Here is a 13,133-nt window from a genome sequence, read left to right as displayed (position 1 = left end):
ACCCGGCAGGACCCAAGCGGCCTCGGGGACGTGCCCTACTTCCCCGAGGCCGCTCAGTCCTGGCCGTAGCGCGGGTCCACGGTCTCCGGCGAGAGTCCCAGCAGCTCCGCCACCTGCTCCACCACGATCTCGTGGACCAGCAGCGCCTTCTCGTCCCGCGTCTTGGTGCGGATCTCCACCGGCCGGCGGAAGACCACGATCCGGGCCGGCCGGCCCTGGCGGGACTCCGCGACCGCGCCCAGCGGCACCGCCTCGTCATTCCAGCCGCCGTCCGCGCCACCCGACGGCCCCGGCACGTCACCGACCAGGAACTCCACCTCGGCCAGCTGCGGCCAGCGCCGCTCCAGCCGCTCCACGGAGTCCCGTACGAGGTCCCCGAACAGCTCCGACCGGCTCGCCGACAGCGGCACCTGCGGCGGCGCCACCGGCCCGCGCATCCCGCGCCCGTGCCGGTCCCGCCGGCGCGGCCGAGGCTCGGCGGGGGGCTCTGCGGGACGGGAAGTCAGAGGGCTGTCGGTCACCCCCGCAGGGTATCTCCCGGTACGACACGGGGGAGTGAGCGGCGGGAGAGTCGTCGCGGCCCGGTCAAGAGTGCGGTACCGTCCAACGTCGTGAGCCTTGTACGTCGTTGTTCGCGCACCGCGTGCGGCCGCCCTGCCGTCGCGACACTGACGTACGTCTACGCCGATTCGACCGCAGTTCTCGGCCCGCTCGCCACCTACGCCGAACCCCACTGCTACGACCTGTGCGCCGAGCACTCCGAGCGCCTGACCGCCCCGCGCGGCTGGGAAGTCGTCCGCCTGTCCGACGGCTCCGCGCCGTCGCGCCCCAGCGGCGACGACCTCGAAGCCCTCGCCAACGCCGTACGCGAGGCGGCTCGCCCGCCCGAGCGCGCCGCCGAGGCCTGGGGAACCGCCCGGAAGGACTCCGGGGGAGGTCCCGGCCAAAGGGGCCCGGCCACGGGCGAGACCCGCCGCGGACACCTGCGCGTCCTTCGTTCGCCCGATTCCTGACACTCCGATCGCCTGAAGAGCAGCGCAGTGGGCAGGGTAGGTTTGCCAAACCGCACAGGACCTTCAGGAGGGCAGGCAGTGGCCGCAGATCTTTCGAACATCGTCAAGGCATACGACGTACGGGGCGTCGTACCGGACGAGTGGGACGAGTCCCTGGCCGAGCTGTTCGGTGCCGCGTTCGTCGAGGTCACCGGCGCCACGGCGATCGTGATCGGCCACGACATGCGCCCCTCCTCCCCGGGCCTGTCCGCCACCTTCGCCCGCGGCGCCGCCGCCCGCGGTGTCGACGTGACCCTCATCGGGCTGTGCTCCACCGACCAGCTCTACTACGCCTCCGGTTCCCTGAACCTGCCCGGCGCGATGTTCACGGCCTCGCACAACCCGGCCAAGTACAACGGCATCAAGCTGTGCCGCGCGGGCGCCGCCCCGGTCGGCCAGGACACCGGCCTCTCCCAGATCCGCGAACTGGTCGAGAAGTGGTCCGACGAGGGCGCGCCCGCCGTCGCGGCCGGCACCGTCCCCGGCACGATCACCGAGCAGGACACCCTCACCGGCTACGCCGCACACCTCAAGGGCCTGGTCGACCTCACCGCCGTCCGCCCCCTCAAGGTCGTCGTCGACGCGGGCAACGGCATGGGCGGCCACACCGTCCCGACCGTCTTCGAGGGCCTCCCGCTGGACCTCGTACCGATGTACTTCGAGCTGGACGGGACCTTCCCCAACCACGAGGCCAACCCCCTCGACCCGAAGAACGTCGTCGACCTGCAGGCCCGCGTCCTCGCCGAGGGCGCCGACCTCGGCATCGCCTTCGACGGCGACGCCGACCGCTGCTTCATCGTCGACGAGCGCGGCGAGGGCGTCTCCCCGTCCGCGATCACCGCCCTCGTCGCGGCCCGCGAGCTCGCCCGCAACGGCGGCACCGGCACTGTGATCCACAACCTGATCACCTCGTGGTCCGTCCCCGAGGTCGTCCGGGAGAACGGCGGCACCCCCGTCCGCACCCGCGTCGGCCACTCCTTCATCAAGGAGGAGATGGCCAAGACCGGCGCCATCTTCGGCGGCGAGCACTCCGCGCACTACTACTTCAAGGACTTCTGGAACGCGGACACCGGCATGCTCGCCGCGCTCCACGTCCTCGCGGCCCTCGGCGGCCAGGACGGCCCGCTGTCCGAGCTGGTCTCCTCCTACGACCGCTACGCCGGCTCGGGCGAGATCAACTCGACCGTCGCGGACCAGGCCGCCCGCCTCGCCGCCGTCAAGGAGGCCTACGGCAGCCGCGACGGGGTCACCCTCGACGAGCTGGACGGCCTGACCGCCACCGGCGCCGACTGGTGGTTCAACGTCCGCGCCTCCAACACCGAGCCGCTCCTGCGCCTCAACGTCGAGGCCCGCGACACGGCCACCCTCGCCAAGGTCCGCGACGAGGTCCTGTCCCTCATCCGGGCCTGACGGGACCGGGCGGGACCGGACCGCGCTCCGCGCGGACCGGGCGGGACCGGACCGCGCTCCGCGCGAATCCGGCCCTGCCCGGCGCCGAGGCCATCCGGCCCCCCCCCCCGGGGACACCCCCCCCGGGGCAGGGAGCCGGGATCGAGCCCCGCGGAGCCCGGGCCGCGGCGCCACACCCGCCCTCGCGGCACCTCCGGACGGCACAACACCGCACCGGAGGTGACTCGGCGGTACGCTGACCACGCCCAATCCGCATGTTCGAAGGGAAACGCGCCCCATGCCGCTCGAAGCCGGTCTTCTGGAGATCCTCGCCTGCCCCGCCTGCCACTCGCCCCTCGAGGACAAGTCGGCCGACGAGACGGCACCCGAGCTGATCTGCACCGGCCAGGACTGCGGCCTCGCCTACCCGGTCCGGGACGGCATCCCCGTGCTCCTCGTGGACGAGGCCCGCCGCCCCGCCTAGGCCGCGCCGCTCCCCTCCGCACCACGAGACGCGCAGACTGGTTCCGTCACACAACAGCCGGAGGCCACCATGCTCGACGAGTCGCTCCTCGACGCACCGGACGATCTCGCCCGCGCCGACCGACGGGGCCTGCTCCGTGGCGCCGCCGAAGCCGGGGCCAGGGTCCGCACCGCGGCCCGGCACGCGGCCGAGGCGGGCCTGGGCGACCTTCACCCGGACGGCCGCCCACGCTCCGTCCTGATCGCCGGGCCCGGCACGGCCGCCACCGGCGTCGCCGACCTGCTCGGCGCCCTCGCCGGAGCCTCCGCGCCCGTCACCCGGCTGGACCCCACCGGCGTCGCACACGCCGCCGGAGCCCTGCGCTGGGCCCTGCCCGGCTGGGTCGGCCCCGTCGACCTGCTGCTCATCGCCACCACCGACGGCACCGAGCCCGGGCTCGGCGTCCTCGCCGAGCAGGCGTACCGGCGCGGCTGCAGCGTCGTCGCCGTCGCCCCCGAGCGCTCACCGCTGAGCGAGGCGGTGGACGGCGCGCACGGACTCCTCGTACCGATGGCCAAGGCCCCGTACCAGGAGTACGACGAGTCCGCCGCGGCCGGACCCGGCGCCCTGTGGGCCCTGCTGACGCCGCTGCTGGTGCTCCTCGACAAGGTCGGCCTGATCTCCGCCGCCCCCGACACCCTCCAGCTCGTCGCCGACCGGCTCGACCGCACCGCCGAGCGCTGCGGGCCCGCCATCGCCACCTACTCCAACCCGGCCAAGACCCTCGCGGCCGAGCTGGCCGACTCCCTCCCCCTCATCTGGAGCGAGGGCGCCGGAGCCGGACCGGCGGGACGGCGCTTCGCCGCCACCCTCGCCGAGCTCGCGGGCCGTCCCGCCCTGTCCGCGGCGCTCCCCGAGGCGCTCCCCGCCCACGGCGTCCTGCTCGCCGGCTCCTTCGCCGCCGGCGCCGACCCCGAAGACTTCTTCCGTGACCGCGTCGAAGAGCCCCAGGCCCTGCGCGCCCGCGTCGTCCTGCTGCGTGACCGGCCGGCCGGCGGCCTCACCGCCGCCCCCGCCGCACGCGAGCTCGCCCTCAGCCACGACACGGCCGTCAGCGAACTCGAACCGGAGGAGGGCGTGGAGCTGGAACAGCTCGCCGAACTCCTCGCCGTCACGGATTTCGCCACCGCCTACCTGGCGTTGGCTTCCGCGGGTCACAGCTGAGGTACGTCCGTACCCGGCTCTATCCAGGAAGACGACGATGGACCGCCTGACGAACACGATCCGCCCCTACGCCTGGGGGTCGACCACCGCCATCCCCACGCTCCTCGGCGTGGAACCCACCGGTGAGCCCCAGGCCGAGATGTGGATGGGAGCCCACCCGGGCGCCCCCTCCCGCGTCGACCGCGGCGCCGGAGAGACGGCTCTGTCGGAGGTCATCGCCGCCGACCCCGAGGGCGAGCTGGGCGCCGCCGTCGTCGCCAAGTTCGGTCCCCGGCTGCCCTTCCTCCTCAAGATCCTCGCCGCGGGCGCCCCCCTCTCCCTCCAGGTCCACCCCGACCTCGCCCAGGCCAGGGCCGGCTTCGAGGACGAGGAGCGCCGCGGGATCCCGATGGACGCGGGCCACCGCAACTACAAGGACCCCAACCACAAGCCCGAGATGCTCTGCGCGCTCACCCCGTTCGACGGACTGTGCGGCTTCCGGCCGCCGCAGCAGTCCGCCGATCTGCTCGAAGGCCTCGGGGTCGACTCGCTCAAGCCGTACGCCGACCTGCTGCGGGCCCACCCCGAGGACGCCGCGCTGCGCGAGATGCTCACCGCCGTCCTGACCGCGGACCGCGAGGAGATGGCCCACACCGTCACCGAGGTCGCGGCCGCCGCCGAGCGCCTGGGCGGCCCGTACGCCCCGTACGCCACCCTGGCCCACGAGTTCCCCGGCGACCCGGGCGTCATCGCGGCCATGCTGCTCAACTACTTCCGACTCCAGCCGGGCGAGGCGGTGTTCCTCGGCGCGGGCATCCCGCACGCCTACATCCAGGGCCTCGGCGTCGAGTTGCTGGCCAACTCCGACAACGTGCTGCGCGCGGGACTCACCCCCAAACACGTGGACGTGCCGGAGCTGATGAAGATCGTCAAGCTGGAATCGGGCGACCCGCACCTGCTGCGCCCGGAGGACGAGGGCGAGGAGGTCTACGAGACCCCCATCGACGAATTCCGGCTCTCCCGCTTCCTCCTGGCGCCCGGTGCGGCCTCCCGCGTGCTCCCCGGGGACACCCCGCAGATCCTGCTCTGCACGGCGGGTTCACCGCGGGTCGGCGAACTGGCCCTGGCCCCCGGCGAGTCGGTCTTCGTACCGGTGGGCGAAAAGGCCGAACTGTCCGGAACGGGTACCGTCTTCCGGGCCACCGTGCTGGTCTGACGTAGCGTCCCCGGTGCCAGCTGCAACAATGTGCGGCCGGTAGTCAGCGGCTAGGAAGGACACCCTGCACCCATGAGCGCGTCGGGCGGTACCAAGGCGATCGTGGCGGCACTCGCCGCCAACCTCGCCATCGCTGTGGCCAAATTCGTGGCATTCGTCTTCAGCGGCTCCTCGTCGATGCTCGCGGAAAGCGTCCACTCGCTGGCCGACTCCGGAAACCAGGCGCTGCTGCTCCTGGGCGGAAAGAAGGCCCAGCGCGAGGCGACGCCGCAGCACCCCTTCGGGTACGGGCGCGAACGCTACATCTACGCCTTCCTCGTCTCCATCGTGCTCTTCACCGTCGGTGGCATGTTCGCCATCTACGAGGGCATCGAGAAGATCCAGCACCCGCACCCCATCGAGGACTGGTACTGGCCGATCGGCGTGCTCGTCTTCGCGATCATCGCCGAGTCCTTCTCCTTCCGCACCGCGATCAAGGAGTCGAACGAGCTCCGCGGCCGCCAGACCTGGACCCAGTTCATCCGGCGGGCCAAGGCCCCCGAGCTGCCCGTCGTCCTCCTGGAGGACTTCGGGGCCCTGGTCGGCCTGGTCCTGGCCTTCGGCGGCGTCGGCCTCGCCCTGCTCACCGAGAACGGCGTCTGGGACGGCATCGGCACCCTGTGCATCGGCACCCTGCTGATCGTCATCGCGATCATCCTGGCCGCCGAGACCAAGTCCCTGCTGCTCGGTGAGGCCGCGGGCACCGAAGAGATCGAGAAGATCAAGACCGCGCTCGTCGACGGGGTCACCGTCACCCGCCTGATCCACATGCGCACCCTGCACCTGGGCCCGGAGGAGCTGCTGGTCGCGGCCAAGATCGCGGTCGAGCACGACGAGACCGCGACCCAGGTGGCGCACGCGATCGACGCCGCCGAGGCGCGCATTCGGGAGGCCGTCCCGATCGCCCGCGTGATCTACCTGGAGCCGGACATCTACCGTCCGGACGCCGCCAAGTAACCCACGGACAACCGAAGGCCCCCCGCGAGCAGCAGCCCGCGGGGGCCTTCGTACATTCCCCCTCGGCCGACTGGGGCGCGCCGCGTTGATCGGTGTAGATTCGTCATCAGTGTCAGGCGTCGCTGCTGATGGCGGTCGGGCGGTCTCGCGACCGGCCGAGGGGAGAGAGGGCCCCCGACGGACTGTGCTCGGTGCGCCGCCCGCTGCTCAGGCACGGCAGGCGCACGGCTCAGCCGTACCCACCCTCTCGAACCATGAGGAGCAGCACCCATGGACTTCAAGGTCGCAGACCTTTCCCTTGCCGCGTTCGGCCGCAAGGAGATCACGCTGGCCGAGCACGAGATGCCGGGCCTGATGTCGATCCGCGCCGAGTACGCGGCCGCCCAGCCGCTGGCCGGGGCGCGCATCACCGGCTCGCTGCACATGACCGTGCAGACGGCCGTGCTCATCGAGACCCTCGTCGCCCTCGGCGCCGACGTCCGCTGGGCCTCCTGCAACATCTTCTCCACCCAGGACCACGCGGCCGCCGCCATCGCGGTGGGTCCGAACGGCACCCCGGAGAACCCGCAGGGCGTCCCCGTCTTCGCCTGGAAGGGCGAGACGCTGGAGGAGTACTGGTGGTGCACGGAGCAGGCGCTGACCTGGCCGAACACCCCCACCGGCGGCCCGAACATGATCCTCGACGACGGTGGTGACGCCACCCTGCTGGTCCACAAGGGCGTCGAGTTCGAGAAGGCCGGCGCGGCCCCGGACCCGTCCACGGCGGACTCCGAGGAGTACGCGCACATCCTCACCCTGCTGAACCGCACCCTCGGCGAAGCCCCGCAGAAGTGGACGCAGCTCGCGTCCGAGATCCGCGGCGTGACCGAGGAGACCACCACCGGTGTGCACCGCCTCTACGAGATGATGGACGAGGGCACGCTGCTCTTCCCGGCGATCAACGTGAACGACGCCGTCACCAAGTCGAAGTTCGACAACAAGTACGGCTGCCGCCACTCGCTGATCGACGGCATCAACCGCGCCACCGACGTCCTCATCGGCGGCAAGGTCGCGGTCGTCTGCGGCTACGGCGACGTCGGCAAGGGCTGCGCGGAGTCGCTGCGCGGCCAGGGCGCGCGCGTCATCGTCACCGAGATCGACCCGATCTGCGCGCTGCAGGCGGCGATGGACGGCTACCAGGTCGCGACGCTGGACGACGTGGTGGAGACGGCGGACATCTTCATCACGACCACGGGCAACAAGGACATCATCATGGCCTCGGACATGGTCAAGATGAAGCACCAGGCGATCGTGGGCAACATCGGCCACTTCGACAACGAGATCGACATGGCCGGTCTGGCCAAGGTTGAGGGCATCGTGAAGGACGAGGTCAAGCCGCAGGTCCACACGTGGAAGTTCCCCGACGGCAAGGTCCTGATCGTGCTGTCCGAGGGCCGTCTGCTGAACCTGGGCAACGCGACCGGTCACCCGTCGTTCGTGATGTCGAACTCCTTCGCGGACCAGACGCTGGCCCAGATCGAGCTCTTCACCAAGCCGGCCGAGTACCCGACCGACGTCTACGTGCTCCCCAAGCACCTCGACGAGAAGGTCGCCCGCCTCCACCTCGACGCCCTCGGCGTCAGGCTCACCACCCTGCGCCAGGAGCAGGCCGACTACATCGGCGTCCCCGTCGAGGGCCCGTACAAGCCGGACCACTACCGCTACTGATCTCCCGCGGATCCGCAGCACCTCAGGCAGGCCCCCGGCACCTCCGCCGGGGGCCTGCCCCGTACCCAAGGATCGTCATGCCGCGCGGCCGCTACTCCCTCCACGACCCGCACGACCACACCCCTCTCGGCGAGGAGCACTTCCACTGCGCCCCCGGCCCCTCCGGCTGGCGCTACGTCTCCCAGCTGACGGCCCCCAACGGCGACCACCGGGGCTCCGTCGACCTGGCCGTCGACGAACTGGGCCGGCCCATCCGCCTCGAAGTGAACGCCTCCAGCTGGCAGGTCCGCGGAGCCGCCATCGACGGCGTCACCTGGGTCCGTACCGACCCCACCGGCGCAGAGGCCACCGAGGGCAACGTCCAGGCCCCCGGCTTCACGGGCACCTCACCGGCCTTCCTGATCGCGACGGCCCGCCTGCTGCGCCTGACCCCGGGCGCCCCGGCCACCCGCGTACGTCTCCTCGCCCTCACCGACCCGGTCCTGGCCCCGCGTACGGTCGACCAGGCCTGGGCCCTGCTGCGCCGCGAGGAGCACCCCACCGACAGCGGCCCGCTCCTGGTGGACGAGTACCAGGTCAGCGCCCTGGACACCGGCGAGGTCCATACCGTCCACATCGCCGGCGACGTGGTCCTGTCCGCCCCGGGCATCGAGCTGGAGCACCTGGAGACCCCGCCCTCGACCTTCGAGCAGTAACCCTCAGGCGGGCGGCGCGAACCCGCCGGCGCGCGGCGGCGCCGAGGGCGCGGCGGGTACGACGGGCGGAGCCGTCAGGGGGGCGGGGGTGGCCACAGGGGTCGTCACAGGGACGGGCACCGCGGCGGGAACTGCGCCGGGCATCGCGGCAGGCACAGGCCCGGAAACGTGCCGGGGCACCGGGGCGAAAGCCCGCGCCGCGTCCCGCGACTGCCGCTCGTGCACCACGGCCATCAGGAACGCGGCCGCCGGGATCCCGGCCGGCGGCGGCGCCCCCGTACGGGACACCAGGTCGTCCGCGAGCCGCGCCGCCATCGCCGCACCCACCTGCGGATCCAGCTGGTTCATCCGCGTCAGGTACTGGCGGATCGCCAGCCACAGCCCGTCCGGCACCGCCGACAGATCCAGTCCGGAGAACCGCCCGGCCAGCCAGGGCGGCGGCGGAGGCACCGGCATCACCCGCGTCCCCGGCACCCGCTCCCGGATCACCAGGGTCCCCGCGAAGACGTCCCCGAGCCGCCGGCCGCGCGCCGACACCAGCGAAGCGATGCACGCCACCGCGCCGAAGGTCATGATCAGCTCGACGACCCCCATGGCCCCGCGCACCAGCGCGTGACGGAACCGGATCGGCCCGCCGTCGTCCCGCACCACCCGCAGCCCGCACGCGAGCTTGCCCAGGGACCGTCCGTGGCTGAGCGTCTCCACCGCGATCGGTACGCCGACCAGCAGCAGCACGAAACCGGCCACGCCTACGGCCGCCTGCGCGGCGTCGTCCAGCGAGGCGGTCGCGACGGTCAGGCCGACCGAGAGGATCAGGTACCCGGCGATGTACACGGCCAGGTCGAGGACGATCGCCAGCGCCCGGCTCGGCACCCTCGCCGGCCTCAACCCCAGGACGACCGCGTCCCCCGTCACCAGATCGCTCACCACATCACCTTTCACGTGACCTGCCCCGCCCCATCGTCATTCAGTCTGCCAAGCTGACCACACGAGGAACAGGCAGAAGCAGGGGCACTGGGGCAGGGGAGCGGCAACCGGATGGATCTCGACGTCTTCGTGACGGCACACCGCGCGGAATGGGACCGCCTGGAGCAGCTCCTGGGCCGCGGCCGCAAGCTCACCGGCGCCGAGGCCGACGAACTCGTCGCCCTCTACCAGCGCACCTCCACCCACCTGTCCCTCGTCCAGTCCAGCGCCCCGGACCCGATGCTCACCGGCCGGCTGACCCAGCTGGTCGCGCGGGCCCGTGCCACGGTGACGGGCACCCGCCGCGCCGGCTGGCGCGACGCGGTCCTCTTCTTCACCGTGGGCTTCCCGGCAGCGGTCTACCGCAGCCGCCGCTGGTGGATACCGACCGCGCTGATCTCCACGGCGCTCGGCGTGCTCATCGGCTGGTGGATCGCCACGCACCCCGAGGTCCAGGGCGCCATCGCGGCCCCCGAAGACCTCCAGGCCCTCACGAAGCCGGGCGGCGAGTACGAGACGTACTACTCCAGCCACCCGGCGAGCTCCTTCGCCGCGAAGGTGTGGACGAACAATGCCCAGGCGGCGGCGATCTGCCTGGTGCTGGGTGCGTTCCTGGGGATCCCGGTGCTCTGGATCCTCTTCCTGAACATGGCCAACCTCGGCGTCGGGCTCGGCCTGATGGCCTCCGCCGGCCGACTCGACGTCTTCCTCGGCCTGATCCTCCCCCACGGCCTGCTCGAACTGACGGCGGTCTTCGTCGCCGCGGGCACGGGCCTGCGCCTGGGCTGGACGGTCATCGACCCGGGCCCCCGCACCCGCCGCGCCGCCCTCGCCGAACAGGGCCGCGCCGCCCTCGGCATGGCCATCGGCCTCGCCGTGGTCCTGTTCGTCTCGGGCCTGATCGAAGGCTTCGTGACCCCGTCGGGCCTGCCCACCTGGGCTCGCGTCACCATTGGCGTCGTGGCCGAGGCCGCCTTCCTGCTCTACGTCTACATCCTGGGCGGCAGGGCCTCCCGCGCCGGCGAGACGGGCGACGTGGAGGCCGCCGACCGCACGGCGACGCTCCCGACGGCGGCCTGATGTGCGCCGGACCCCACTGAGCTGCTAGTCTCCACAGGTCCCAGAACGGGTGTTGACACATCCGCGACGGGGAGGTAGATTTGAACGGTTGCCTGGGCTGGACAGGTCCGGCAGCGACGGTTTATAATCTCTCTCGCTCCTGCTGAGGAATCAAGGAATTGAATTCCGGTGGGACGCAGTCGACTCCTCATCCAGGAATCCGAAGCCGGTAAATCCGGTGGAGAACTTCTGATAGAGTCGGAATCGCCGGAAAGGGAAAGCGCGAAAGCGCAGAACCTGGAAAGCGCCGAGGAAGTCGGACACGAAAGAGTCTGATAGAGTCGGAAACGCAAGAACACAGAACGAAAGCCCGGAGGAAAGCCCGAGAGGGTGAGTACAAAGGAAGCGTCCGTTCCTTGAGAACTCAACAGCGTGCCAAAAATCAACGCCAGAAGTTGATACCCCGTCCACTTCGGTGGATGAGGTTCCTTTGAAAAAGACCTGTGAGGCTTCCTCGTGGAGCACTTGCAGGCAACAACACAGCGAGGACGTTGTGGCGCGTCGGTCATATTCCGACATGACGTGCCCGCTCTAAGTGATGTGTGCACCCGATTACGGGTAAACATTCATGGAGAGTTTGATCCTGGCTCAGGACGAACGCTGGCGGCGTGCTTAACACATGCAAGTCGAACGATGAAGCCCTTCGGGGTGGATTAGTGGCGAACGGGTGAGTAACACGTGGGCAATCTGCCCTTCACTCTGGGACAAGCCCTGGAAACGGGGTCTAATACCGGATACCACTCCTGCCTGCATGGGCGGGGGTTGAAAGCTCCGGCGGTGAAGGATGAGCCCGCGGCCTATCAGCTTGTTGGTGGGGTAATGGCCCACCAAGGCGACGACGGGTAGCCGGCCTGAGAGGGCGACCGGCCACACTGGGACTGAGACACGGCCCAGACTCCTACGGGAGGCAGCAGTGGGGAATATTGCACAATGGGCGAAAGCCTGATGCAGCGACGCCGCGTGAGGGATGACGGCCTTCGGGTTGTAAACCTCTTTCAGCAGGGAAGAAGCGAAAGTGACGGTACCTGCAGAAGAAGCGCCGGCTAACTACGTGCCAGCAGCCGCGGTAATACGTAGGGCGCAAGCGTTGTCCGGAATTATTGGGCGTAAAGAGCTCGTAGGCGGCTTGTCACGTCGGATGTGAAAGCCCGAGGCTTAACCTCGGGTCTGCATTCGATACGGGCTAGCTAGAGTGTGGTAGGGGAGATCGGAATTCCTGGTGTAGCGGTGAAATGCGCAGATATCAGGAGGAACACCGGTGGCGAAGGCGGATCTCTGGGCCATTACTGACGCTGAGGAGCGAAAGCGTGGGGAGCGAACAGGATTAGATACCCTGGTAGTCCACGCCGTAAACGTTGGGAACTAGGTGTTGGCGACATTCCACGTCGTCGGTGCCGCAGCTAACGCATTAAGTTCCCCGCCTGGGGAGTACGGCCGCAAGGCTAAAACTCAAAGGAATTGACGGGGGCCCGCACAAGCAGCGGAGCATGTGGCTTAATTCGACGCAACGCGAAGAACCTTACCAAGGCTTGACATATACCGGAAAGCATTAGAGATAGTGCCCCCTTGTGGTCGGTATACAGGTGGTGCATGGCTGTCGTCAGCTCGTGTCGTGAGATGTTGGGTTAAGTCCCGCAACGAGCGCAACCCTTGTCCTGTGTTGCCAGCATGCCCTTCGGGGTGATGGGGACTCACAGGAGACCGCCGGGGTCAACTCGGAGGAAGGTGGGGACGACGTCAAGTCATCATGCCCCTTATGTCTTGGGCTGCACACGTGCTACAATGGCCGGTACAATGAGCTGCGATACCGTGAGGTGGAGCGAATCTCAAAAAGCCGGTCTCAGTTCGGATTGGGGTCTGCAACTCGACCCCATGAAGTCGGAGTTGCTAGTAATCGCAGATCAGCATTGCTGCGGTGAATACGTTCCCGGGCCTTGTACACACCGCCCGTCACGTCACGAAAGTCGGTAACACCCGAAGCCGGTGGCCCAACCCGTAAGGGAGGGAGCTGTCGAAGGTGGGACTGGCGATTGGGACGAAGTCGTAACAAGGTAGCCGTACCGGAAGGTGCGGCTGGATCACCTCCTTTCTAAGGAGCACAGTACCGATTGCAGACAAACGTTCTGCACGGTCAGCTCATGGGTGGAACGTTGATTAGTTGGCACGGTTCTTCGGATGGATCACGAGTACTGCTTCGGCGTGGAAAGTGACTCACTGATGAGGGATCGTGCCTGGCACGTTGTTGGGTCCTGAAGGTACGGCCGTGAGGTTGAGATCTTCAGTGCCGGCCCCAGTGAACTCGCCAGCTTGTCTGGTGGGGTGATGGG

Annotated in this window: 11 protein-coding genes and 1 rRNA gene; 10 read left to right on the top strand and 2 right to left on the bottom strand. The window is 69.6% G+C overall.

The features are described 5' to 3' along the window. Nucleotides 1-53: 53 nt before the first annotated feature. Nucleotides 54-521, bottom strand: a complete 468-nt coding sequence (locus OG429_RS16045; protein ID WP_405679848.1) for a metallopeptidase family protein — start codon at nt 519-521, stop codon at nt 54-56. 90 nt (nt 522-611) lie between these two features. On the opposite strand from OG429_RS16045, the gene OG429_RS16040 reads away from it, so the two are divergent. From OG429_RS16040 to OG429_RS16005, 8 genes are all read left to right on the top strand, one after another. After that, on the top strand, nt 612-1,013 hold the full coding sequence (locus tag OG429_RS16040; RefSeq protein WP_328926006.1) for a DUF3499 domain-containing protein: 402 nt from the start codon (nt 612-614) through the stop codon (nt 1,011-1,013). Nucleotides 1,014-1,091: 78 nt separating this feature from the next. Then, nucleotides 1,092-2,462, top strand: a complete 1,371-nt coding sequence (locus tag OG429_RS16035) for a phosphomannomutase/phosphoglucomutase (protein WP_328926005.1) — start codon at nt 1,092-1,094, stop codon at nt 2,460-2,462. 277 nt (nt 2,463-2,739) lie between these two features. Then, complete coding sequence (locus OG429_RS16030) at nt 2,740-2,925, top strand: Trm112 family protein (protein ID WP_037797711.1); 186 nt, start codon at nt 2,740-2,742, stop codon at nt 2,923-2,925. Between the two features lie 69 nt (nt 2,926-2,994). Next, nucleotides 2,995-4,128 (top strand): SIS domain-containing protein, encoded by a 1,134-nt coding sequence (locus OG429_RS16025; protein ID WP_328926004.1) that lies wholly within the window; start codon nt 2,995-2,997, stop codon nt 4,126-4,128. A gap of 37 nt (nt 4,129-4,165) precedes the next feature. Then, nucleotides 4,166-5,323 (top strand): mannose-6-phosphate isomerase, class I, encoded by a 1,158-nt coding sequence (gene manA, locus OG429_RS16020; RefSeq protein ID WP_328926003.1) that lies wholly within the window; start codon nt 4,166-4,168, stop codon nt 5,321-5,323. Nucleotides 5,324-5,395: 72 nt separating this feature from the next. Beyond that, the gene (locus OG429_RS16015; protein WP_328926002.1) at nt 5,396-6,319 is read left to right on the top strand and encodes a cation diffusion facilitator family transporter; all 924 of its coding nucleotides are present in this window, start codon (nt 5,396-5,398) and stop codon (nt 6,317-6,319) included. A gap of 270 nt (nt 6,320-6,589) precedes the next feature. Then, nucleotides 6,590-8,026 (top strand): adenosylhomocysteinase, encoded by a 1,437-nt coding sequence (gene ahcY / locus OG429_RS16010; protein ID WP_328926001.1) that lies wholly within the window; start codon nt 6,590-6,592, stop codon nt 8,024-8,026. 77 nt (nt 8,027-8,103) lie between these two features. After that, the gene (locus tag OG429_RS16005; RefSeq protein ID WP_328926000.1) at nt 8,104-8,721 is read left to right on the top strand and encodes a hypothetical protein; all 618 of its coding nucleotides are present in this window, start codon (nt 8,104-8,106) and stop codon (nt 8,719-8,721) included. 3 nt (nt 8,722-8,724) lie between these two features. Here the strand turns inward: OG429_RS16005 and OG429_RS16000 are convergent, their stop codons facing one another. Beyond that, a complete protein-coding gene (locus OG429_RS16000) occupies nt 8,725-9,648 on the bottom strand; it encodes an RDD family protein (RefSeq protein ID WP_328925999.1) in 924 nt (307 codons plus the stop codon). A gap of 111 nt (nt 9,649-9,759) precedes the next feature. Between OG429_RS16000 and OG429_RS15995 the strand changes: the two genes are divergently transcribed. Both OG429_RS15995 and OG429_RS15990 read left to right on the top strand, forming a co-directional pair. Then, nucleotides 9,760-10,767: a stage II sporulation protein M gene (locus tag OG429_RS15995; protein WP_328925998.1), complete on the top strand. Its 1,008-nt coding sequence runs from the start codon at nt 9,760-9,762 to the stop codon at nt 10,765-10,767. A 604-nt stretch (nt 10,768-11,371) separates the two neighbouring features. Beyond that, nucleotides 11,372-12,895: ribosomal RNA gene (locus OG429_RS15990) — 16S ribosomal RNA — on the top strand. Nucleotides 12,896-13,133: the final 238 nt, after the last annotated feature.

Origin of the sequence: Streptomyces sp. NBC_00190, from assembly GCF_036203305.1 — a bacterium.
GTDB lineage: Bacteria > Actinomycetota > Actinomycetes > Streptomycetales > Streptomycetaceae > Streptomyces.
The sequence above is the reverse complement of the archived record's forward strand: the minus strand, read 5'-3'. Positions and strand labels throughout refer to the sequence as shown.